This is a genomic window from Methylobacterium litchii (genome assembly GCF_038442315.1).
GTDB classification, from domain to species: Bacteria; Pseudomonadota; Alphaproteobacteria; order Rhizobiales; family Beijerinckiaceae; genus Methylobacterium; species Methylobacterium litchii.
In genome coordinates this window covers 1-21,997 of record NZ_JBBXMY010000006.1, presented here as the reverse complement: position 1 = coordinate 21,997, position 21,997 = coordinate 1, and the positions used below count along the sequence as shown (strand labels likewise).

The 21,997-nt window shown below is 68.8% G+C and carries 20 protein-coding genes and 1 tRNA gene; 15 read left to right on the top strand and 6 right to left on the bottom strand.

Translation table 11 applies throughout. The features are described 5' to 3' along the window. The first annotated feature begins 97 nt into the window (after positions 1-97). The gene (locus tag AAHF99_RS12800; RefSeq protein WP_342164738.1) at positions 98-1,693 is read left to right on the top strand and encodes a cryptochrome/photolyase family protein; all 1,596 of its coding nucleotides are present in this window, start codon (positions 98-100) and stop codon (positions 1,691-1,693) included. On the opposite strand, the gene bcsS is transcribed toward AAHF99_RS12800, so the two are convergent. Beyond that, positions 1,660-2,322, bottom strand: a complete 663-nt coding sequence (gene bcsS / locus AAHF99_RS12795) for a cellulose biosynthesis protein BcsS (RefSeq protein WP_342164737.1) — start codon at positions 2,320-2,322, stop codon at positions 1,660-1,662. The two genes, AAHF99_RS12800 and bcsS, sit on opposite strands and share 34 nt — an antisense overlap. A 312-nt stretch (positions 2,323-2,634) precedes the next feature. Here bcsS and AAHF99_RS12790 point away from each other — a divergent pair, with 312 nt between their 5' ends. Beyond that, positions 2,635-3,237 (top strand): exopolysaccharide biosynthesis protein, encoded by a 603-nt coding sequence (locus AAHF99_RS12790; RefSeq protein ID WP_313898722.1) that lies wholly within the window; start codon positions 2,635-2,637, stop codon positions 3,235-3,237. Here AAHF99_RS12790 and ldtR read toward each other — a convergent pair. Together ldtR and AAHF99_RS12780 are read right to left on the bottom strand one after the other, a co-directional pair. Beyond that, positions 3,234-3,743 (bottom strand): transcriptional regulator LdtR, encoded by a 510-nt coding sequence (ldtR, locus tag AAHF99_RS12785; protein WP_342164735.1) that lies wholly within the window; start codon positions 3,741-3,743, stop codon positions 3,234-3,236. The two genes, AAHF99_RS12790 and ldtR, sit on opposite strands and share 4 nt — an antisense overlap. Positions 3,744-3,968: 225 nt before the next feature. Continuing rightward, entirely contained in the window at positions 3,969-4,427 is a 459-nt protein-coding gene (locus AAHF99_RS12780; protein ID WP_342164733.1) for a DUF6163 family protein, read from the bottom strand. A gap of 262 nt (positions 4,428-4,689) precedes the next feature. Between AAHF99_RS12780 and hemB the strand changes: the two genes are divergently transcribed. The 9 genes from hemB (at position 4,690) to AAHF99_RS12735 (ending at position 13,393) form a co-directional block, all read left to right on the top strand. Continuing rightward, positions 4,690-5,745, top strand: a complete 1,056-nt coding sequence (hemB, locus tag AAHF99_RS12775) for a porphobilinogen synthase (RefSeq protein ID WP_342164732.1) — start codon at positions 4,690-4,692, stop codon at positions 5,743-5,745. Between the two features lie 25 nt (positions 5,746-5,770). Continuing rightward, positions 5,771-6,139, top strand: coding sequence for a hypothetical protein (locus tag AAHF99_RS12770; RefSeq protein ID WP_342164731.1), 369 nt, complete (start codon positions 5,771-5,773; stop codon positions 6,137-6,139). 68 nt (positions 6,140-6,207) lie between these two features. Next, positions 6,208-6,696 (top strand): RDD family protein, encoded by a 489-nt coding sequence (locus tag AAHF99_RS12765; protein ID WP_342164730.1) that lies wholly within the window; start codon positions 6,208-6,210, stop codon positions 6,694-6,696. A gap of 138 nt (positions 6,697-6,834) precedes the next feature. After that, positions 6,835-7,581: an arginyltransferase gene (locus AAHF99_RS12760; RefSeq protein WP_342164729.1), complete on the top strand. Its 747-nt coding sequence runs from the start codon at positions 6,835-6,837 to the stop codon at positions 7,579-7,581. Between the two features lie 89 nt (positions 7,582-7,670). Next, positions 7,671-8,978 (top strand): adenylosuccinate lyase, encoded by a 1,308-nt coding sequence (gene purB, locus AAHF99_RS12755; RefSeq protein WP_342164727.1) that lies wholly within the window; start codon positions 7,671-7,673, stop codon positions 8,976-8,978. 58 nt (positions 8,979-9,036) lie between these two features. Further along, a complete protein-coding gene (locus tag AAHF99_RS12750; protein WP_342164726.1) occupies positions 9,037-9,894 on the top strand; it encodes a D-amino-acid transaminase in 858 nt (285 codons plus the stop codon). A 131-nt stretch (positions 9,895-10,025) separates the two neighbouring features. Beyond that, on the top strand, positions 10,026-10,319 hold the full coding sequence (locus AAHF99_RS12745) for a hypothetical protein (protein ID WP_342165001.1): 294 nt from the start codon (positions 10,026-10,028) through the stop codon (positions 10,317-10,319). 140 nt (positions 10,320-10,459) lie between these two features. Next, positions 10,460-11,752: an adenylosuccinate synthase gene (locus tag AAHF99_RS12740; protein WP_342164725.1), complete on the top strand. Its 1,293-nt coding sequence runs from the start codon at positions 10,460-10,462 to the stop codon at positions 11,750-11,752. A 150-nt stretch (positions 11,753-11,902) separates the two neighbouring features. Further along, the gene (locus AAHF99_RS12735) at positions 11,903-13,393 is read left to right on the top strand and encodes a histidine kinase (RefSeq protein ID WP_342164724.1); all 1,491 of its coding nucleotides are present in this window, start codon (positions 11,903-11,905) and stop codon (positions 13,391-13,393) included. Positions 13,394-13,462: 69 nt separating this feature from the next. Here the strand turns inward: AAHF99_RS12735 and rpoH are convergent, their stop codons facing one another. Both rpoH and AAHF99_RS12725 read right to left on the bottom strand, forming a co-directional pair. Next, on the bottom strand, positions 13,463-14,356 hold the full coding sequence (gene rpoH, locus AAHF99_RS12730) for an RNA polymerase sigma factor RpoH (RefSeq protein ID WP_243952337.1): 894 nt from the start codon (positions 14,354-14,356) through the stop codon (positions 13,463-13,465). Between the two features lie 224 nt (positions 14,357-14,580). Continuing rightward, on the bottom strand, positions 14,581-15,558 hold the full coding sequence (locus AAHF99_RS12725; protein ID WP_342164723.1) for an RluA family pseudouridine synthase: 978 nt from the start codon (positions 15,556-15,558) through the stop codon (positions 14,581-14,583). 88 nt (positions 15,559-15,646) lie between these two features. On the opposite strand from AAHF99_RS12725, the gene AAHF99_RS12720 reads away from it, so the two are divergent. The 3 genes from AAHF99_RS12720 to AAHF99_RS12710 all read left to right on the top strand — a co-directional run bounded on the left by AAHF99_RS12720 (position 15,647) and on the right by AAHF99_RS12710 (position 19,951). Continuing rightward, positions 15,647-15,722 (top strand) — tRNA-Glu (locus AAHF99_RS12720). A gap of 634 nt (positions 15,723-16,356) precedes the next feature. Then, the gene (locus AAHF99_RS12715; protein ID WP_342164722.1) at positions 16,357-16,551 is read left to right on the top strand and encodes a ribbon-helix-helix domain-containing protein; all 195 of its coding nucleotides are present in this window, start codon (positions 16,357-16,359) and stop codon (positions 16,549-16,551) included. After that, positions 16,538-19,951 carry a PAS domain S-box protein gene (locus AAHF99_RS12710; RefSeq protein ID WP_342164721.1) on the top strand — a complete coding sequence of 1,138 codons (3,414 nt, stop codon included), beginning with the start codon at positions 16,538-16,540 and terminating at the stop codon, positions 19,949-19,951. Before AAHF99_RS12715 ends, AAHF99_RS12710 begins: the two co-directional genes overlap by 14 nt. A gap of 178 nt (positions 19,952-20,129) precedes the next feature. Here AAHF99_RS12710 and pdxR read toward each other — a convergent pair whose 3' ends face one another. Next, positions 20,130-21,596, bottom strand: coding sequence for a MocR-like pyridoxine biosynthesis transcription factor PdxR (pdxR, locus tag AAHF99_RS12705; RefSeq protein ID WP_342164719.1), 1,467 nt, complete (start codon positions 21,594-21,596; stop codon positions 20,130-20,132). Between the two features lie 232 nt (positions 21,597-21,828). Between pdxR and AAHF99_RS12700 the strand changes: the two genes are divergently transcribed. Beyond that, the coding region (locus AAHF99_RS12700) for a hypothetical protein (RefSeq protein ID WP_342163437.1) at positions 21,829-21,997 on the top strand (169 nt) is incomplete at its 3' end.

Sequence of the window (21,997 nt, the reverse complement as noted above, 5' to 3'; positions counted from 1 at the left end):
GGCCGGGCGCTGCCGGTACCGGAGGTCATAGGCCGGCTTTATCCTGGGCGCGACCCCTGTGGGAACATCGGCGTCGCCCTCGCGACCGGGAGGATATGTGGCCAGCCGTCCAGCGCGCGAGAAGCCCCGAGAGGGTCGGGTCCTGCGCCTCGTCCTTGGCGACCAGCTGAACCGCCGGGTCTCCAGCCTCACCGATCTCGACACGGACGGCGACGTCGTCCTGCTCGTCGAGGTGCGGGACGAGGCGACCTATGTCCGCCACCACAAGCAGAAGATCGCCTTCCTGTTCGCTGCCATGCGCCACTTCGCCGAGGAGTTGCGCGAGGAGGGCGCGGAGGTCGATTACGTCCGCCTCACCGATGCGGGGAACACCGGCAGCTTCACCGGGGAACTGGAACGGGCGCTCACCCGCCACGACATCGCGCGAATCGTGGTGACGGAGCCCGGCGAGTGGCGGGTCTGGGAGATGATGCAGGGCTGGCGCGATAGCCTGCCGGTGCCGGTCGAGATCCGCGCCGACAACCGCTTCCTCTGCCCCAGCGAGGATTTCGCCCGCTGGGCCGAGGGGCGCCATCATCTGCGGATGGAGACCTTTTACCGGGGGATGCGCAAGCGCACCGGCCTGCTGATGGAGGGCGGCGAACCGCTGGGCGGCCGCTGGAACTTCGATGCGGAGAACCGCAAGCGCCTGCCCAAGGGCCACCGCCTGCCCGACCGGATCGGCTTCCAGCCCGACGCGATCACCCGCGAGGCCATCGCCTTGGTCGAGCAGGAGTTTCCCGACCATTTCGGCGACTGCGCCACTTTCTCCTGGCCGGTGACGCGGGCGGATGCGATCGCCTCGCTCAAGCACTTCCTCGCCGAATGCCTGCCGACCTTCGGCGACTATCAGGACGCGATGAAGGGCAACGAGCCGTTCCTTTATCACGCGCTGATCTCGCCGGCCCTCAATGCCGGCCTGCTCACCGCCGAGGAGGTGTGTCGGGCCGCCGAGCGTGCGCATCGCGAGGGTGCGGTGCCGCTGCATTGCGCGGAGGGCTTCATCCGCCAGATCCTCGGCTGGCGGGAATATGTGCGCGGGCTCTACTGGGCGCGGATGCCGGCCTACGCCGAGACCAATGCCCTTGCCGCGAGCCGCCCGCTGCCGTGGTTCTACTGGTCGGGCGAGACGGACCTTCACTGCATCCGGCAGGTCGTGGATCAGACCCGCGCCCATGCCTACGCCCACCACATCCAGCGGCTGATGGTGACGGGCAATTTCGCCCTCATCGCCGGGCTCGATCCGGCGCAGGTGGAGGAATGGTACCTCGTCGTCTTCGCCGACGCCTACGAATGGGTCGAGTTGCCGAACGTCCACGGGATGGTGCTCTGGGCCGATGGCGGTGTCATGGGCTCGAAGCCCTATGCCGCCTCCGGCGCCTATATCGACCGCATGTCGGATTATTGCCGGGACTGCGCCTATGACGTGAAGGCCAAGACCGGCCCGACGGCCTGCCCGTTCAACTACTTGTACTGGAACTTCCTCATCGAGAATGAGGAGCGTCTGGCCGGCAACCAGCGGATGGCGATGCCCTATCGCACGCTGGCCGGCATGGACGACACGCGCCGCAAGCAGATCCGCACGGATGCCGCCCGCTTCCTCGGTTCGCTCTCGGCGGATCAGAACGAGGCCCAGGTGGTCAGCGTGAAATAGGGGGCGGGGCGGGTCCGGTGGGATTCCCACTGCATCCCCGTCGAGAGGCGGATGTGGGTGTTCTTCAGCACGAAGTCCGTGGCGTGGAGGCCGAGGGCGACCTTTCCGTAGCCGGTGGCGTCGAAATAGGCGCTGCCTTCCGGCCCGAGATACGTGTCCCAGAGCCGGTAGCCCCAGGCGATGCGGGTCCAGACGCTGCCGCGCGCCGTGCCGGCGACCGTCACCGCGTGGAGGAGTGTTTTTTCGTCCGGCCGCAGCCATGCCTCGGCCTGCAGCCGCATTCCGTCGCGGACGCCCCGCACGCCGTCGAATCGGGTCTCGAATCCCGCAAAGGCGGCAACGACGCCCTGCGGCAGGACCCATTGATAGCCGAGTTGCGCGGAGGCTTGGGCCGAGAGCGACAGAATCGTTGCAGGCGCGCCGCAGCCGCATCGCTTCCGTTCGATGCGCACCCCGTCGCCGATGGCGACCAGGGCCAGCGGCCCGTCCCTGTCGCGGGTGCCGAGCCCGATTTTCGCGCCGCTGGCGGAGAAGGTCGACCGGCCGGCATCCAGGCTCGCGAACAGGAGCACATCGAGATCGCTCGCCTCGACGCGGCTTTCCGCGAGGCCGAGCAGCGCAAGGCCCAAGACCCATCGCCTGTGGAGGAGACTTACGCACACACGCCGCCTGACGCAGACCCTGTCGGAGCGCCGTGACGAGGCGACCCGGCGTGATTGGTAAAAGCCTGGTTAACGCCAGCAAATGGACAGGAACGGTTGCAGCTTCCACCAGTAGAACGGCGCGGTTGCGGAACGAGACTCTAGGTGAGACTGCACGGTCCCCGACCGCACGTCAGGTTCGCGGAGGGGGTGCAAAAAAGCCGGGGGACGCCGCGCGGCTTGGCGCAGGCGGCGATCTCGGATAGAGCCCGCCGCAAGTCAGTGAAGGTTGGACCGGACGTGTCTTACGGTGCTCGCACCTCGGACGTTCTCACCGTGCTCGCGAGCCAGGAAGGCGAGCGTCTTACGGTAGCGGACATCGTGGCGGTCCTGCGCGACCGGGCTTTCGCCCTGCTCGTCGTGCTGCTGGGCCTGCCCAATTGCCTCCCGATGCCGCCGCCGATCCCGCTCGTCTGCGGTCTGCTGCTGCTGCTCGTGGCCATTCAGATCGCGGCCGGCATGTCGGCGCCGTGGCTGCCCCGGCGGCTGCTCGGCCAGTCGATCAAGCAGTCGGACGTGAAGCGCGCGGTCAAGCGGGCCGTGCCGGTCCTGCGGCGGCTGGAGCGCTGGTCGCGCCCGCGCCTCAGCGTCTTCGAGACGGCCATCGGCATGCGCGGGATGGGCGTGGCGCTTCTGGCGCTCGCCCTCGCGCTGATCGTGGCGGCGCCGCTCATCGGGCAGATCCCGCTCGGGCTCGCGGTCTGCCTCGTCGGCCTCGGCCTCGTGGAGCGCGACGGGATCGTCGTGCTGGCGGGCCTCGCGGTGGGCCTGTTCGGCGTGGCGATCAATGCGGGCTTCGCCTACGCCGTGGTGTCCGGCATCGCCGGCCTGCTCCACCTTTAGAGGCGGTAGCGGATCTGGTCCGTCCAGAACCGCTCCAGGCGGCTGAGGGCGCGGTTCAGACGGTCGAAGTCGTCGTCCGAGATGCCGCCGATCGGGGCGATCGTGCGCGAGTGCTTGTCGTAGAGCTGCTGCACGATGTCGTGGATCTGGCGACCCTTGTCGGTCAGGCTGATCCGCACGGAGCGCCGGTCCGTCTTGGAGCGGGCGTGGTGCAGGTAGCCGGCCTCCACGAGCTTCTTGACGTTGTAGGACACGTTGGAGCCGAGATAGTAGCCCCGCGTCCGCAGTTCGCTGGCGGCCAGCTCGCTGTCGCCGATGTTGTAGAGCAGCAGGGCCTGGACGCTGTTGACGTCCTCGCGGCCGCGCCGCTCGAACTCGTCCTTGATCACGTCGAGGAGGCGGCGGTGCAGCCGCTCCACGAGATGCAGCGCCTCGAGGTAGGCGTTGTGCGGCGAAGCCGGCTCCTCGGAGGCGGCGGGCTGGGTGCGGGCGGACTGGCTCTTCATCGGTGAAATCCCTGACGGATCCTGCGGTGATCGTGTGGTCCGTCACCGCTTATGTTGGCAAAGCTATCCGCTGGGAATGAAAGACGATTTAAGCGGCAAGATGAATTCGCGATTTACCTGTGTCAGTAAAGACAAACTGAATGGATTAAAGGAAGATTTCGTTCACTTTCGTTCGGCGAGCTTGCGAGGGTTGCGATAAGCTTCCGTCAATCCTGTGCGGCTGGCTCAATGCCCCTCCCTGGCGGCGAGCCAGGAGAGCAGAAAATAGATGAGCATGACGAGGACGCCGAAGATCAGGAGCGGCATCGAGACCGGCACGAGCTTCGGTGTAAGGATGGCGAGCGTCAGCCCGGAGGTCACGGCGAGCAGCCAGATCACCCCGCCCCAGGCGCTGGTGAGCCACAGGCCGCTCGCGGCCACGGCATCGACCACCGCGAAATAGACGATGGCGGCCTGCCGGCCGAACGGCTCGGCCTCGAAGGGCGGGGCGCCGGGGCGCACGTCGAGGATGGTCGCCCAGGCGAAGACCGCCTTGGCGAGCCATGCCAGCGCGGTGAGCCGCATGAACCAGACGAGGGCCGTGTCCCAGGTGCTGGGCTGGGGCGCCGCGTCGCGCTCGATGCGGTCTCCCAGCAGGCCCCCCGGCCGGACCGGCTTGCTGCGCAGCGGGATCAGGCCGCGCATGGACGAACCCTCGCGCGCAGGCTCCGCTCGATGTTCACGTTGCGTCGTCTCCCGATGCGACCGCCCACCCCCGGCCGGGTTGAACCCATCGGGGCCGTGCCGTCAACGTGCGGCACCCCTGCCCTGCGCGTGGCCCTTGGGTCGATCCCGCCCGGCGTGCTAGGCCGGCGCAGCGGCAGGCGAGCGCCTCCGCTTGCCTGTCGCGGTCGTCCCGCGGGAGCCTCCCGCGCGGCCGCCTCTTCGAGCCCGGACACCCGCGCGCATGTCGGACAGAATCCCGGAACCCCGCCCCCTCGCCTATGCCGCCGTCCGCGAGGACAAGAGCAGCGGGAGCCTCGGCATCACCCAGCGTCCGCGCCGGAACCGCAAGGCGGAATGGTCGCGCCGCCTCGTCCGCGAGCACACGCTCACCGTCGATGACCTGATCTGGCCGATGTTCGTCATCGAGGGCGAGGGCAAGCGCGAGCCCGTGGCCTCCATGCCGGGCGTCGAGCGCCTGACGGTGGACGAGATCGTCCGCGACGCTGAGCGCGCGGTGCGCCTGGGCATCCCGGCCATCGCCTTCTTCCCCTTCACGGAGGTGAGCCTGCGCGATCCCGTGGGCTCGGAGGCGTTGAACGCCAAGAACCTCGTCTGCCGCGCGGTGCGGGCGGTGAAGCGCGAGTTCCCCGAGATCGGCATCGTGACCGACGTCGCCCTCGACCCCTACACCAGCCACGGCCATGACGGGCTGATGAAGGACGGCGCCATCCTCAACGACGAGACGGTGGCGGTCCTCGTGGAGCAGAGCCTGATCCAGGCCGAGGCCGGCACCGACATCATCGCCCCCTCGGACATGATGGACGGGCGCGTGGGTGCCATCCGCCGCGCCCTCGACAAGGCGGGCTTCCTCGACGTCCAGATCATGGCCTACGCCGCGAAATACGCGAGCGCGTTCTACGGCCCATTTCGCGACGCGATCGGCACCAAGGCCGCTCTGGTCGGCGACAAGCGCACCTACCAGATGGACCCCGGCAACTCGGCCGAAGCCCTGCGCGAGGTCGCCCTCGACCTCGAAGAGGGGGCCGACTCGGTGATGGTGAAGCCGGGGATGCCGTATCTCGACATCATCCGCCGGGTCCGCGACACGTTCGGCGTGCCGACCTTCGCCTATCAGGTGTCCGGCGAGTACGCGATGATCGAGGCCGCCGCCCGCAACGGCTGGCTCGACGGCGACCGGGCGATGGTCGAGGCGCTGCTGTCCTTCAAGCGCGCGGGCGCCGACGGCGTGCTGACGTACCACGCACCGCGCGTGGCCGAGAAGCTGCGCGCCCTTTGACGGAAGGGCGCCGGGCTCTCATTCCGTGAAGGTCCTGCATCGCTGGCTGGTGGCCGGGGGCATCGTCGCGGGGTTCCTCGGCGGGCTCGCGGCCTGCCAGGACACCCTGCGGCGGGACCGCGTGGCGACCTGCCGCCGGGCCCTGCCGGCGGTGGCGCAGGGCGCGGGCATCCGCTTCCTGGGAGCGGGGTCCGGTCCCGCCCCCGGAACGGTGCGGGTGGACTACGCCGAAGGCACGCGCCAGCACCGGATGGTCTGCCGCTTCGACAACGCGGCCAAGCTCACGGAGGTGGCGACCGACGGCAACGCCCTCACCGGCGCGGCCCTCCACATGCTGCAGCGCTATTACCTCGATACGCCCGACGCGGCGCGCGCCGATCCCGGCCAGCCGTGAGCCCGCCCTTGCGGCGGAGTGCGGCGGCGCCCACCTAACGGTCGCTGCACCGCTTGCAGGGTCTTCCCATGTACGAATCCCGCACCGACTACGCCGCCCGTCCGGCCACCGCACCCTTCACCGGGGGATTGCCCATTCCCTACGTGCGGGCGAGCCTCGGTGCGCGCACCATCGCTTACCTGCTCGACATCCTGTTCATCCTCGGCTTCACGACCCTGCTGACCCTGGCGATCACGGTCATCGGCCTCGTGACCTTCGGCCTCGGCTGGACGCTATTCGCGGTGCTGCCCGCGAGCGGGATCATCTACAGCGCGATCACCGTGGGCGGCCGGCGGCAGAGCACCATCGGCCAGCGGCTGATGGGCCTGCGGGTGGTGGCGCCGGAAAGCGGCGCGCCGGTCGACATCGTGTCGGCGGCGGTTCACGCGCTGCTCTTCTACGTGGCGGTCTCGACCTTCCTGCTCTGGTGCGTGGACGTGGCCTTCGGGCTGGTCCGCTCCGACCGTCGCCTCGGGCATGACCTGCTCCTCGGCCTCGCGGTGGTTCACGCGCGTTAGGCAACGGAAAGAGCAAGGGCCAAGCGTCGCGGCTTTTTAGGGCGTGCTTGGCCTTCTGGCCCATTGAGCCCGGCCGCGACCCTTGTAGATTGGTGAGAAGCGCGGCGTGAGCAGCCGTGGCCGAGGTTCCGACGAAGCGTGACGAGCCATCCGCGCGACACTCCGCAATTCTATCTCACCGCGCCCTCGCCGTGCCCGTACCTGACGGGCCAGGAGGAGCGGAAAGTCTTCACGCACCTCGTCGGGCGGCGGGCCAGCGACCTGAACGAGATCCTGACGCAGGGCGGCTTCCGCCGCTCGCAGACCATCGCCTACCGCCCGGCCTGCGAGACCTGCCGCGCCTGCGTCTCGGTGCGGGTGGTGGTGGACGATTTCATCCCGAGCGCCAGCCAGAAGCGGGTGATGGCGCGCAACGCCGATTTGGTCGGCGCGCCGGAGCAGAACCGCCCGGCCTCGGACCAGTACGCCCTGTTCCGCCGCTACCTGAACGCCCGGCACGACGACGGCGGCATGATCGACATGACGATGCTCGATTACGCCATGATGATCGAGGACAGCCACGTCGACACCCATCTCGTCGTGTACCGCCGCCACGGGCCGGATACGGCGATCACCGGGCGGGGCATGGGCGGCCCGATGGCCGTGTGCCTCACCGACGTCCTCTCGGACGGGCTGTCAATGGTGTACTCGTTCTTCGAGCCGACCGAGGCCGGGCGCTCCCCCGGCACCTTCATGATCCTCGACCATATCCGCCGGGCGAAGCAGCTCGGCCTGCCGTATCTCTATCTCGGCTATTGGGTCGATGGTTCGCGCAAGATGGACTACAAGGCCAAGTTCAAGCCGCAGGAGCGGCTGATGGGCCCCGGTTGGGTGCGGGTCGAGTAGCGCTCCCCTGCCCCGTCACGGGTGCGCATTGAGCTAAACGCCCGGCGGTGCTACCCGCCGACCGTTCCCCGACGGTCGAGTCAGCATCGATGATCCCCCGCTACAGCCGCCCCGCGATGACCGCGATCTGGTCGCCCGAGTCGCGTTTCCGGATCTGGTTCGAGATCGAGGCCCACGCGACCACCGCGCTCGCCGAGATCGGCGTGGTGCCGAAGGACGCGGCCGAGAAGGTCTGGGCGATGGGCCGCGACGCGACCTTCGACGTCGCCCGCATCGACGCCATCGAGGCCGTGACGAAGCATGACGTCATCGCCTTCCTCACCCATCTCGCCGAGATCGTCGGGCCGGAGGCGCGCTTCGTCCACCAGGGCATGACCTCTTCGGACGTGCTCGACACCTGCCTGAACGTGCAGCTCGTGCGCGCGGCCGACATCCTGATCGCCGACGTGGACGCCCTCCTCGACGCTCTCAAGCACCGGGCGCAGGAGCACAAGATGACGCCGACCATCGGCCGCTCTCACGGCATCCATGCCGAGCCGGTGACGTTCGGCCTCAAACTCGCCCAGGCCTATGCCGAGTTCGCCCGCAACCGCGCCCGCCTCGTGGCGGCGCGCGAGGAGATCGCGACCTGCGCCATCTCCGGGGCGGTGGGCACCTTCGCCAACATCGACCCGCGCGTCGAGGAATACGTCTCGCGCAAGATGGGTCTCTCGCCCGAGCCGGTCTCGACGCAGGTCATCCCGCGCGACCGCCACGCGATGTTCTTCGCGGTGCTGGGCGTCGTCGCCTCGTCGCTGGAGCGGCTCGCCATCGAGATCCGCCACCTGCAGCGCACCGAAGTGCTTGAGGCGGAAGAATATTTCTCCGAGGGCCAGAAGGGCTCCTCGGCCATGCCGCACAAGCGCAACCCGGTGCTCACCGAGAACATCACCGGCCTCGCCCGCATGGTGCGCAGCTACGTGAACCCGGCCATGGAGAACGTCGCCCTCTGGCACGAGCGCGACATCTCTCACTCCTCCGTCGAGCGGATGATCGGCCCGGACGCCACCGTGACCCTCGATTTCGCCCTGGCGCGGATGACCGGCGTCATCGAGAAGCTGCTCGTCTACCCGGCGAACATGCAGCGGAACCTCGACCGCCTCGGCGGCCTCGTCCATTCGCAGCGGGTGCTGCTGGCGCTCACCCAGGCCGGCGTCTCCCGCGAGGATTCGTACCGGCTGGTCCAGCGCAACGCGATGCCGGTCTGGCGCGGCGAGGGAGACTTCCTCACGCTGCTCAAGAACGACGCAGAAGTGACCAAGGCTTTGACGCCGGAGCAGATCGAGGAATGCTTCGATCTCGGCTATCACTTCAAGCACGTCGACACGATCTTCGAGCGGGTCTTCGGCAAGGCTTGATCGGCCGGCACGAATCCCGCACCACCCGTTCCATCGTCCGAGTCTTGAGGAAACCGCCGTGAGCGCGTCCCGCATCGTCTACCTGAACGGCGAGTTCCTGCCCTTCGAGCAGGCGAAGGTGCCGATCATGGATCGCGGCTTCCTCTTCGCCGACGGCATCTACGAGGTGTCCGCCATCCTGGACGGACGCCTCGTGGACAATGCGGCGCATCTGGCCCGGCTCGACCGGTCCCTCGGCGAGATCGGCATCCGCAATCCGCACGATTCCGCGGAATGGGAGCGGCTGCAGACCGAGCTCGTCCAGCGCAACGGCGTCACCGAGGGGCTGGTCTACATGCAGGTGACGCGCGGCGTGGCCGAGCGCGACTTCGCCTACCCCTCGGCGGACACGCCGCCCACGGTGATGATGTTCACCCAAGCCAAGACGGTCGCCGCCAACCCGCTGGCCGAGAAGGGTGCGCGGGTCATCACCGTCGAGGATCTTCGCTGGAAGCGTCGGGACATCAAGTCCGTCGCCCTTCTGGCACAGGTGCTGGCAAAGCAGCAGGCCGTCGAGGCCGGCGTCTCCGAGGCCTGGATGGTCGAGGACGGGGCGATCACGGAGGGCTCGTCCTCCACCGCCTTCATCGTCAGCCGCGACCGCAAGCTGGTGACGCGTCCGCTCTCCACGGCGCTGCTGCCGGGCATCACCCGCGCCAGCGTGCTGAAGCTCGCCGCCGAGGCCGACCTGACCATCGAGGAGCGTCTGATCCCCGTCACGGAGGCCCTGGACGCTGCCGAGGCGTTCTACACGAGCGCGTCCGCCTTCGTGATGCCGGTGGTCGAGATCGACGGCCGCGCCATCGGCGAGGGCAAGCCCGGCCCGCTGACCAAGCGCCTGCGCGAGCTTTACCTGGACTTGGCCCGCGCCGGCTGAGGCGTTTCGGGCCGGAGATCGGAACGGTTTGGGCTGCCACCTGTTTCGTCGGGACCTCGTACTCGACCATGGAGGCCGCGTTGCCGAGCCTGTTTCGTCTCTCCAAAGTGCCTGCCGCCGCCCTCGCGGTGATGCTGACCGGCGGGGTGGCGCTGGCCCAGAACCCGGACGCTCCCCTGCGCAAGCAGGACAGCGATCCCGCCCTCCCCCCGGCGACCCAGACGCCGCCGGACCGGGTTCGCCCGAGCGCCGACGCCCCGCCGAAGGATCAATCCCTCTCGGACAAGCTTCAGAAGAATGACGGGGTCATCAAGCCGCCGGGCGATGCCACCGGAACGGTGGTGAAGCCCGATCAAACCGGAACGATGCCGGTGATCAAGCCCGGTGATTTGCCTGGCCGGACGCCCGGCACCGAGGCGAAATAGCGTCGGACAGACGGGGTTACGGACCCCGCCTGCGCCCTGCTTGCTTGATTTCCACTGCCGGATCGCGAAAACGGGCTCTGAGCCCGCCTTTGGATTGCGTCCGACGGCGTGGACATCACTGACACGGGTTCAGGGCAGGCATGGCCAACGTCGTCGTAGTCGGCGCCCAATGGGGCGACGAGGGCAAGGGCAAGATCGTCGATTGGCTCTCCGAGCAGGCCGACGTCGTGGTCCGCTTCCAGGGCGGCCATAATGCCGGCCACACGCTGGTGATCGACGGCGTGACCTACAAGCTGTCGCTGCTGCCTTCGGGCGTCGTGCGCGGCGGAACGCTGTCGGTGATCGGCAACGGCGTCGTGGTCGATCCCTGGCACCTCGTGGAAGAGATCGCCAAGATCGGGCAACAGGGCGTGTCGATCACGCCAGAGAACCTGCGCGTCGCCGACAACGCCACGCTGATTCTGCCCCTGCACCGCGAGCTCGATCATTACCGCGAGACCTCGAACGCGGTCCTGAAGATCGGCACCACCAAGCGCGGCATCGGCCCCGCCTACGAGGACAAGGTCGGGCGCCGGGCCATCCGCGTCGTGGATCTGGCCGATGCCGACATGCTGGACGCGAAGATCGCCCGGCTGCTCGCGCACCACAACGCCCTGCGCCGGGGCCTCGGCATCGACGAGATCGACGGCGCCGCCCTGAAGGCCGAGCTTCTGGCCATCGCCCCCAAGATCCTGCCCTTCGCCGATACGGTGTGGTCGCTGCTGGACGAGGCCCGCCGTGCCGGCAAGCGCATCCTGTTCGAGGGCGCCCAGGGCGCGCTCCTCGATGTCGACCACGGCACCTACCCCTACGTCACCTCGTCCAACATCGTGGCGGCGCAGGCGGCGACCGGCTCCGGCCTCGGCCCCTCGGCCATCGGCTACGTGCTCGGCATCGTGAAGGCCTACACGACCCGCGTCGGCGAAGGCCCCTTCCCCACCGAACTGACCGACGCCACCGGCGAGCGGATCGGCGAGCGTGGCCGCGAGTTCGGCGTCGTCACCGGCCGCAAGCGCCGCTGCGGCTGGTTCGACGCGGCCCTGGTGCGGCAGACGGTGCGCACCTCCGGCATCAACGGTATCGCCCTGACCAAGCTCGACATCCTCGACGGGTTCGAGACCATCCAGATCTGCACGGGCTATCGCCTCGACGGCAAGGTGATCGACCACCTCCCCGCGAGTCAGGCGGCCCAAGCCCGCGTCGAGCCGATCTACGAGGCGTTCGAGGGCTGGTCCGAGACGACGGCCGGCGGCCGCTCCTGGGCCGACTTGCCAGCGCAGGCGATCAAATACGTGCGCCGGATCGAAGAGTTGATCGGGGCGCCCGTGGCGCTGCTCTCGACCTCGCCGGAGCGCGACGACACGATCTTGATGCACAACCCCTTCGAGGATTGAGCAGCGCGGTCGCATCTCTCGTTGATGGCGCCTCGCAAACGTCGTCGATGGTAGTGAATGCCGGCCGTTTTGGTTAAAAGAGCGTAGCAGGAACGCGGCTGCGGCTTCGGCCGTGGCCGGCAGGGCGCCAAGCGGGCGAACCGGAGCAGTATGGCCGATTATTACCCGCTTCTGGCTAGGGCCCTCGACGCTCTTCCCGACCGCTCGCCCGGACTCCGGCGCGCCGTCTACGACCGGGCGCGCAATGCACTGATCAGCCAGCTTCGCTCCCTCGAACCGCCGCTGTCCGAGGACGACATCGACCTCGAACGCCGCGCCCTCGACACCGCCATCGAGCGCTTGGAGGTCGAGCACGGCGGCATTCCCGCGCCGGCCAACGACGCCGCTAAAGACAAGGACGCCGCGAAGCCGGAGCCAGCCCAGGCTCCGCCGCCTCCCCCGCCACCGCCGCCGCCCGAACCGAAGCCCGCGCCCGAGCCGCCGGTCGAGCCCGTCGCGGAGCGCATGGCCACGGCTGCGGCGGATCCCTTGCCCGAGGCCGGCCCGCCCGAGCAGACCCAGCCGCAAGCGCCTGAGCCCGCCCTTCCGGCCGCGCCCTCCCCACGCTTCGTCCTGTCGCCCGAGCCCACCGCCGAGAAGCCCCGCGAGGCGGCCATCGCCATCGCGGCGCGCAAGCCCGCGACGGGTCCGGAGACCGAGTTCGCGCCCGTGACCGCGTCGCCGGCCACGGAGCCCGCCCCCCTGGACGAGTCGGATGCCGTCGGCGACGCCGCTCAGGGCCGCCAGCGCCCTCGGATTGCCGTCGTTGCCCCGCGCGGCAGTCGCTCGAAGGTGCTGCGCAACCTCGTGATCGGCATCGTGCTGGTGGCGGTGATCGGCGCCATCGCCGTCGCGGCTTTCCTGCTGCGCGACAAACCCCAACTCGTCGCCCGCTCGACCCCGGAGACGTCCCAGCCCATCGGCGAGAACCCGGACGCGAAGTTCAACGACCGCGTCGGGGGTGAGACCGCCCCGTCCGAGCGGCCGAAGCCCAAGCAGGATGGCGCCGCCCCGAAGACCGCCGCGCCCGTCGCCCCGGCCCAGCCGAGCGTCGCCGTGGCCCAGCGTGCCTTCCTGATCGAGGAATCGACCTCGACCGAGAGTTCGCAGCCAATCACGACGCAGGGCCGCGTGACGTGGCGGATCGATACCGCCAACGGCGACCAGGGCCAGCCGCTGCAGACCTCGGCCACGGCCATCGTGACCTATCCGGAGAGCGGCCTGACGCTCACCATGACGATCCAGAAGAACCTCGACACGACTCTTCCGGCCTCGCACACGGTGAGCCTGTCGTTCAGCCAGACCGGCAGCGATCCCTCCGCGCAAGTCGTGCAGGATGTCGGGCTGCTGCAAGCCAAGGATGATGAGAACGCCCGGGGCTCGCCCGTCTCGGGTCTGCCGGTGCGGGTGCGCGACAACCTCTTCCTGATCGGGCTGTCGTCCCTGCCCGCCGATGTCGAGCGCAACACCGACCTGCTCCTGCACCGGGCGTGGTTCGACGTGGCCGTGCGCTACACGTCGGGGCGCCGCGCGGTCCTGACCTTCGAGAAGGGCTCCTCCGGCGAGCAGGTGCTGCAACAGGCCTTCGACGCCTGGAAGTGACCACCCCACACGAACGAAGCCGGCGGATCGCTTCGCCGGCTTCGTTCGTCATGACTCTCGCATTGGCGTTTAGTGGTGGGCAGCGAGCGCGCGGGGCGCCTCACGGGTCGCGACGTTGCGCTTCACCGCCTCCTGCACCTTCTCGAAGGCGCGGACCTCGATCTGGCGTACCCGCTCGCGGGAGACGCCGAACTCGCCCGACAGATCCTCAAGGGTGATCGGATCCTCGGCCAAGCGGCGCGCCTCGAAGATGCGCCGTTCGCGGGCGTTCAGCACGCTCAGGGCATCGCGCAGGGCCGAGAGCCGGTTCTGGCCTTCCTGCTCGCGGACCAGCACCGTCTCCTGGCTCGGCGTGTTGTCCACGAGCCAATCCTGCCACTCGCCCTCGCCTTCCTCGCGCAGGGGCGCGTTGAGGGAGGTGTCACCCGAGAGGCGGCGGTTCATGTCCACCACGTCCTGCTCCGGCACGCCGAGGCGGGTCGCGATCTGCGACACCTGATCGGGCCGCAGGTCGCCTTCCTCCAGCGCGGAGATCTTGCCCTTGGCCTTGCGCAAGTTGAAGAACAGCTTCTTCTGGTTGGCGGTGGTGCCCATCTTCACGAGGGACCACGAGCGCAGGATGTATTCCTGGATCGCCGCCTTGATCCACCACATCGCATAGGTGGCCAGCCGGAAGCCTTTGTCCGGGTCGAAGCGCTTGACGGCCTGCATCAGGCCGACGTTCCCCTCGGACACGACCTCGGCGATCGGCAAGCCGTAGCCGCGATAGCCCATGGCGATCTTCGCCACGAGGCGCAGGTGAGAAGTGACGAGCCGGTGGGCCGACTCGCGATCCCCACCGTCGCGCCAGGATTTCGCCAGGGTGAACTCTTCCGCCGGCTCCAGCATCGGGAACTTGCGGATCTCGTCGAGGTAGCGGGAAAGGCCACCTTCGTTGGCGAGCACGGGCAGCGTACCGGCCATGGCATAACTCCTCAAACAGGTCCCCCAGACGGGCGAACGCGGTGATCGACGGGGCCGCCCTTGAGCCAACCCCCCAAGCGCCCATCTGACTGGGGCCGCTCGACCAATCCCGTCGCGTCTGGGACACGTTACGTCGCCACCAACGCACGACCGGATCGTTGGGTTGAAGGATGGCACGAAGTGCCGCGGCCTGTCGTGCCCTTTCGCACGCTCACCGCTGAAAATTACGCGACCAGCGCAGCCTTTAGCGCGGCCATGTCCGGCGGCAGCGGGCTCTCGAACCGCAGGGTTTCGCCCGTTCGCGGGTGGGCGAATCCGAGCAGTTCCGCATGCAGGGCCTGCCGGTCCAGGGAGATCAGCGCGGCGCGTGCCGCCTCGCCCAGCTTGGCCGCCTTCGTGCGGAACGCGGCCCCGTAGACAGCATCCCCGAGCAGCGGATGGCCGCGATGGGCGAGGTGGACGCGGATCTGGTGCGTGCGCCCTGTCTCGAGCCGGCAGCGCACAAGGCTCGCCTCCGCATAGCGTTCCGCCACCGCGTAATGCGTGATCGCGTGGCGCCCGGTCTCGTCCGAGACGACGGCGATCTTCTCGCGGTTGTGGCGAGAGCGGGCGAGGCTCGCTTCGATCGTCCCCGCCGCCGGGTTGGGCTCCCCCCAGACGAAGGCGAGGTAGGCGCGCTCCAGCGGCCCGGTGCGGCCATGGTCGGCGAACTGGGCGGCGAGGCCATGGTGGGCGACGTCGTTCTTGGCGACGACGATGAGGCCGCTCGTGTCCTTGTCGAGCCGGTGGACGATCCCCGGCCGCCGCACGCCGCCGACGCCGGACAGGCTGGCACCGCAATGGGCGATGAGGGCGTTGACGAGGGTCCCGCCGGCATGGCCCGGCGCCGGGTGGACGACGAGGCCGGCGGGTTTGTCGATGACGATGAGATCGTCGTCCTCATAGGCGACCACGAGATCCACGGCTTCCGCTGCCGGCACCGGATCGGCGGGCGGCGGCATATCGAGGACGAGCCGCGTCCCGGCGGCGACCTTGGCGGAAGGATCGCGCAGCACGCCGCTGTCGCGGCTGACATGGCCTTCGCGGACGAGGTCCTGCAACCGCGCACGCGACAGGTCGGGGAAAAGCCCGACGAGGGCGCGGTCGAGGCGCTGGCCGCCCTCGTCCACGATGCCGACACGTTCCTGTCCGTGCTCTTCCACCCGCGCTCACCCGTTCGTTGAAATATCTACCGGGCGGCACTTGTGCCCCGATCCCAGCGTCGCTATAGCAACGCCACGCCGCCGGAAAGCTCCCATCGTCTAGCGGTCTAGGACGTCGCCCTCTCACGGCGAAAACAGGGGTTCGATTCCCCTTGGGAGCGCCACTTCCCTACAGAACTGCGAACACCGGCTGCAGCTGTCGAAGTTACTTCGGCCACGGCGGCCTCCACGTTTGCCTTCCCACCGATGATCCGGCGAGGAATGGGCGTTGCTGATCAAATTGATGGCCCACGTTCCCGGTCATCTCGACGCCGGCGTCAACCAGCCGGTAAGGGATGCAGCGACGAGCTCCTGTTCGCGCGCATCCGGGTGCTCGGGTACTCCGGCGCGCTGGAGGTGACGGGTCCGGGGCCGGGGATGCGAGATTTCCAGGTTTGAAGGGTCGCTGATCGTCAACGGGAAACGCCCGACGGGTGACCGGTGGCGTTGCCGACGGCCTCGCTGCCGAAACCCGTGATCATGTCGATGATGCTGTTCATGGCGGTTCTCCTTCGCAGCCGGGGCCGCCGCGGTGACGAGGATCGGCACTGGGAAGAGCGGGGCGCCGCGTCGGTCGGAAGCGTTACCCCGATCCCCGAGCGCCGGCGACCCAAGCGAATTCCCGCGGCGGGCCGGTTCATGCGGCCCGGCCGGTAGACCGGAGCCCTCGAGCGGGCGTCCGCACGCTGCGACGACACGACTGCGTGAGACGGATGGCGCGGTTGCGACACCGGATGTCGGAACTGCTACCGGCACCGGATGGCCGCAAAGCACTCGCGACACATCGCCCTGACCGAACCGCTGATCGCCTACGTCGAGACCCAGGTCGCCAAGGGCGAATACATCTTGGTCAGCGAGGTCGTCACGACGGCGCTGCGCCTCCTGATGGAGCGGGAAGCGGTCAGCAACCGGCGTGGGGCCACGCAGGCCGAGGCCATTTATGACCGCGCCTGAGGACGCCGCCCGCGAACCGACCCGGCTCGCGGTCCTCGACGGCTACGGCATCCTCGACACGCAGGCGGAGCAGGGCTTCGACGACATTGTCCTGCTCGCCACGCGCATCTGCGCGACCCCGGTGGCCCTGGTCAGCCTCGTCGATGGCGACCGCCAGTGGTTCAAGGCCCGGGTCGGGTTCGACCCCTGCCAGACCCCGCTGTCACAATCGGTCTGCGCGCACGCCCTGGCGCGACCGGGATTGCTGGTGATCCCGGACCTGACCGTCGACCCGCGCACCTGGGACAACGCGCTGGTCACCGGGGAGCCCCGCCTCCGGTTCTATGCCGGCGCCCGGCTGGAGACGCCCGAGGGCGTCGCGCTCGGGACGCTGTGCGTGATCGACCGGGAGCCACGGCCCGAGGGACTGACACCGGAGCAAGGGGAAGCCCTCGAAGCCCTTTCACGCCAGGTCATGGCGCAGATGGAGTTGCGGCGGTCGATGGCTGCCCGGGACGACGCCCTTCGAAGCGCCCGGGAAGCGGACACCCGGCACCGCCAGATCCTCGACAGCGCCATCGACTACGCCATGGTGACCATGGATCTCGACGGTCTCGTCACCGGCTGGAGCGCCGGGGCCGAGGCGATCCTCGGCTGGTCCGAGGCCGAGATGTGCGGCAAGCCCGCCCGGGTATTCTTCACCGGGGAGGACGCCGAAGCGGGCGTCCCCGAGCGCGAGATGAGGAGCGCACGCGAGGAAGGCCGGGGCAACGACGAGCGCTGGCACGTGCGCAAGGACGGCTCGCGGTTCTTCGCGCTCGGTGAGATGATGCCGCTGCACGCCGACGACGGCAGCCACGTCGGCTACCTCAAGATCCTTCGGGACAGGACCAGCCAGCGTTTGGCGGCGGAGGCGCTGCAGCGGCAGACCGACCTGCTGCGGACCGTGACGGACCACGTCAGCGAGGCGGTGTTCCAGCTCGACCTCGACGGAATCGTGACTTTCGCCAACGTGGCCGCACACGCCCTGCTGGGTTGGGAGGACGGAAGCCTGCTCGGGCAGGACCTTCACGAGGTCGCCCATCACCACCATCCAGACGGAAGCCCGTTCCCCGCTTCCGAATGCGCCTTCGTGCACGCCATCCGGAAGGGCGAGACCCTTCGCCGGCGCGACGGTACCTTCTTCCGCCGTGACGGAACGCCCATCGAGGTGATCTGCACGAACGCGCCCATGTTCAGCGGCGGCGAGCTCATGGGGGCCGTGCTGACGGTCTCCGACGTCACCGACCGCCGGCAGGACGAGCGTCGCCTCCGGGAGATGAACGCGGAATTGGAGCGGCGCGTCGCCGAACGGCACGCCGCCGAGGGGCGCCAGCGCTTCCTGCTCGACCTGACTGACACCTTGCGCGAACAGGGCGGCCCGCGCGGCCGGATGCAGGCGGCGGTCGACGCCCTCGGGCGACACATCGGCGCCAGCAGGGTCGGCTACGGCTTCGTCGGGGAGGACGGCATGACCGCCACCCTCGGCACCGAATACGTCGACGGCGTCGCGACGCTGGCGGACACCTACCCGCTCGACGCGTTCGGCCCCGGCAACATCGCCAACCTGAAGGCAGGCCGGACATCGGTGTACGCCGACGTCGAGGCCGATCCGGACACCGCCGGCCTCGGAATGGCCGCCTTCGGCATCGCCGCTCTCATCGCCGTGCCGCAGGTCCACGAGGGACGCCTGCGCTCAGTCGTCTACGTCAACCAACGCGAGCCGCGGGCCTGGACGGCCGACGAGGTCTCGCTGGTCGAGGAGGTCGCGGCGCGGATCTGGGATGCCGTGGAGCGCGTCCGCGCGCAGGGGGCGCTGCGGGCGTTGAACGAGACCCTGGCGGCCCAGGTCGCCGAGCGCACCAAGGAGCGCGACCGCATCTGGCAGGTGAGCCAGGACATGCTCGGCGTCGCCGACACGAACGGCGTCTGGGTCAGCATCAACCCGGCTTGGCGGTCGATCCTGGGGTGGGAACGCGACGAGATCGTCGGCAAGACCTCGGAGTGGCTCGAACACCCCGACGACCGCGAGAGGACGCGCGCCGAGGTCGCCCGCCTCGCGGCCGGCGGCCTGACGCTCGCGTTCGAGAACCGCTTCCGGGCGCGGGACGGGGGATACCGCACGCTGTCCTGGACGGCCGTCCCGGTCGAGGGGATGCTGTATTGCGTCTCCCGCGACGTCACGCAGGAGAAGGAGCGCGCCGCCAGCCTGCTCCAGGCCGAGGAGGCGCTGCGACAATCGCAGAAGCTGGAGGCCGTCGGGCAATTGACCGGGGGCGTGGCCCACGATTTCAACAACCTGCTGACCGTGATCAAGTCGTCGACCGACCTGCTCAAGCGACACGACCTCACCGAGGAACGGCGGGGCCGGTACATCGGCGCGATCTCGGACACCGTCGACCGGGCCGCCAAGCTCACCGGCCAGCTCCTGGCCTTCGCCAGACGTCAGGCGTTGCGGCCGGAGGTATTCGACGTCGGACGGAGCGTGAGGGCCATCGGCGAGATGGTCGGTACCCTCACCGGCGCACGGATTGCGGTGTCGATCCACGTCGGCGACGAGCCGTGCCACGTCAGCGCCGACCCGAGCCAGTTCGACACCGCCCTGGTGAACATGGCGGTCAACGCCCGCGACGCGATGGACGGCGAGGGCCGGCTCGACATCGCGGTCGACGCCGTGGGTGTCGTGCCGGCGTTGCGCTCGCATCCCGCCCAGGCCGGCGACTTCGTCCGGATCGCGCTGTCGGATTCGGGCTCCGGCATTCCACCCGACCGGATCGACCGGATCTTCGAGCCGTTCTTCACGACCAAGGGTGTCGGGCAAGGCACCGGATTGGGCCTCAGCCAGGTGTTCGGCTTCGCCAAGCAATCGGGCGGCGAGGTCCTTGTCGAGAGCGAGGTCGGGCACGGCACCACCTTCTCGCTCTATCTCCCGCGCGTCGGCGCGGACGCCGTACGGGTCGATGAGGCCGTGGACGAGGCCGCCGTCGTCGATGGCCGGGGTACCCGCGTCCTGGTGGTCGAGGACAACCGGGACGTCGGCACCTTCTCGACCCAGACCCTCCAGGAACTCGGCTACGACACGCACTGGGTCGGGAACGCAGACGAGGCCCTGGCGGCACTGGCCGCAGAATCGGAAACCTACGACGTGGTGTTCTCGGACGTGATCATGCCCGGCACCAACGGGGTCGAGCTCGGACGGGAGATCGGACGTCTCTACCCCGGTCTGCCGGTGGTACTCACCAGCGGCTACAGCCACGTCCTCGCGCAGGAGAGCGACCACGGGTTCGAGCTTCTTCAGAAGCCCTACTCGGTCGAGGCTTTGTCCCGTATCCTGCGCTTGGCGGCCTCTAAACGGCGGCGCAGCAGGCCGGCGACGGAATAGGACACCCGCTAGGTGTCATCCGATAGGCCGGTCGACAGCACCAACCGTACCGCCCCAACCCGAGGAGCCTCCGGTCAAACATGCCCGGCAACGCCGTTGCCGCACGCCCTCGGTTCGGCCACCTCACTCGTGGTGGGCAATCTTGGCTGAGGGACGAGGGTCGTTACGGATGACGTGCCTACGCGTGATCGCCCAGCATCGACTTCAGCCTTCCAACCGCATCCCCGATCTGCGCTTCGGTGAGGGACGAGTAGCCGAAGACCAGCATGTCGTCCCGGGCCCCCTGATCGACGTCGAACGCGGCCCCGCTCGATAACGCGTAGACGCCGATGCCCCGTTCCCTCGCCGCGACCTGGACTTGCCTCGCCGGGGGGCACCCGGGCGGTAGCCGCCAGACCAGGTGCAGTCCGCTCTCGCCGCCTATGATCATGGCCTCGTCGAACGTCCGCCGCAGTGTGGCGACGAGATGATCGCGACGGGCCTTGTAGAGTTGCCGTAGCCGGCGCAGGTGCCGGTCGAAGTGCCCTTCGTCGATGAATGTGGCCAGTGCAGCCTGCTCAAGCCACGCTTGGCCGTTGCTCATCCGCGCCTTCATCATCCGGGCCTCGTCCCAGAACATTCGGGGGACCGTGGCATAGCCGATGCGCAGGCCAGCCCCCACCGACTTGGAGAACGTGCCGACGTAGAAGACGCGCCGGCCGCCATCGAGGCCGGCCAGGGCGGTCAGCGGCGGGCCGTCGTAGCGGAAGTCGCTGTCGTAGTCGTCCTCGACGATGTAGCTGTCGGTCTCCTCGGCCCAGCGCAGGAGTTCCAGCCGCCGGGTCAACGGCATGATCGCGCCGGTCGGGAACTGGTGCGAGGGCGTGACGTAGAGCAGGCTGCCCCGGTCCCTGGGGAGAAGCTCCGTGCGCAGGCCGTCGCCGTCGACCGGGACCGGATGGACGGCCATGCCGGCGCTCCGGAAGATCAGGGAGGCGCCAAGATAGCAGGGGTTCTCGATGCAGAGCTGCCGGGTGTGCCCCTTCAACAGGTTGAACACGAGGTTGAGGGCGTCCTGCCCGCCCGTCGTGACGACGACCTGGTCCTTCGTCACCGCGACGGCGCGGGCCCGTCTCAGGTGAGTGGCGATGGCCGCGCGGAGTTCCGGGAGACCGGCCGGATCGCAGTAGTCGGTCAGGTAGGCAGTCTCGTGCGACAGCAGACGATTCACGATCCGCCGCCAGATGCGCAAGGGAAACCCGGCGGGGTCCGAACGCCCGACCCAGAAATCGAGCTCGGGCCTCTCGCCGCCGCCCCCAGGCGAGCCGGCGAAGCAGAGCAAAGGTTCGCCGGTCTCGTCCGGGACCGGTCCGTTGGTCAGGGCTTGGCCGCCCCGCTGGATCAGCAGGAGGCTGTCCGGCGGGATGGGCTCCACGAACAGCCCGGCCGTGCCGCGCGCCTTGACGTAGCCCTCGGCGGAAAGCCGCTCGTAGGCTGCGTTCACGGTGTTGCGAGAGATGCCTAGGCGCTCGGCGAGCAGGCGGCTCGGCGGCAGCGCCATGCCGGCCTTCAGCTTCCCTTCCAGGATGATCTCCCGGACTTGGTCGAACACTTGGACCTGCAAGGGCTTGGCGGAGGTGGCGTCCAGCGTGAGCGTCAGTTCCACCCGTTACCTCACCATCATCGGCGGCCTGTCGCGACCGCGTGGTCGAAGCCGCCGCCAGCCAACTCGACCCCGATGGGGCGCGACAAAACGGTTGGTACCATGGGTCTCGCCGACTTTGGCTCTTTTGCGTGACCAAAATTTGGAATTGTTTGCGGTTTAGTGCATCCCAGGAATGGGTCGGGCTCCCCATCCGGAACGCCAAGAAGGCCGGACGCCCGACTGCGGAGGAAACATGAACGAAATCGTCAAGCCGGACTCGCTGATCGTCGCCCAAGCCGAGAGCCTGACGGAGACCTTCTTCGGAGGCTGCCCGCACGATTGCCCCGATACCTGCTCCATGCTGTTCGACGTCAAGGACGGCCAATTGCAGGGCGTCCGCGGCAACCCCGACCACCCGATGA

Excerpts from the sequence above, each read along its gene's own strand:
- ldtR (WP_342164735.1), bottom strand. The coding sequence starts at position 3,743 with ATGAAGAGCCAGTCCGCCCGCACCCAGCCCGCCGCCTCCGAGGAGCCG.
- AAHF99_RS12780 (WP_342164733.1), bottom strand. The coding sequence starts at position 4,427 with ATGCGCGGCCTGATCCCGCTGCGCAGCAAGCCGGTCCGGCCGGGGGGC.
- hemB (WP_342164732.1), top strand. The coding sequence starts at position 4,690 with ATGTCGGACAGAATCCCGGAACCCCGCCCCCTCGCCTATGCCGCCGTC.
- AAHF99_RS12765 (WP_342164730.1), top strand. The coding sequence starts at position 6,208 with ATGTACGAATCCCGCACCGACTACGCCGCCCGTCCGGCCACCGCACCC.
- purB (WP_342164727.1), top strand. The coding sequence starts at position 7,671 with ATGATCCCCCGCTACAGCCGCCCCGCGATGACCGCGATCTGGTCGCCC.
- AAHF99_RS12745 (WP_342165001.1), top strand. The coding sequence starts at position 10,026 with ATGCTGACCGGCGGGGTGGCGCTGGCCCAGAACCCGGACGCTCCCCTG.
- AAHF99_RS12740 (WP_342164725.1), top strand. The coding sequence starts at position 10,460 with ATGGCCAACGTCGTCGTAGTCGGCGCCCAATGGGGCGACGAGGGCAAG.
- AAHF99_RS12735 (WP_342164724.1), top strand. The coding sequence starts at position 11,903 with ATGGCCGATTATTACCCGCTTCTGGCTAGGGCCCTCGACGCTCTTCCC.
- rpoH (WP_243952337.1), bottom strand. The coding sequence starts at position 14,356 with ATGGCCGGTACGCTGCCCGTGCTCGCCAACGAAGGTGGCCTTTCCCGC.
- AAHF99_RS12715 (WP_342164722.1), top strand. The coding sequence starts at position 16,357 with ATGGCCGCAAAGCACTCGCGACACATCGCCCTGACCGAACCGCTGATC.
- AAHF99_RS12710 (WP_342164721.1), top strand. The coding sequence starts at position 16,538 with ATGACCGCGCCTGAGGACGCCGCCCGCGAACCGACCCGGCTCGCGGTC.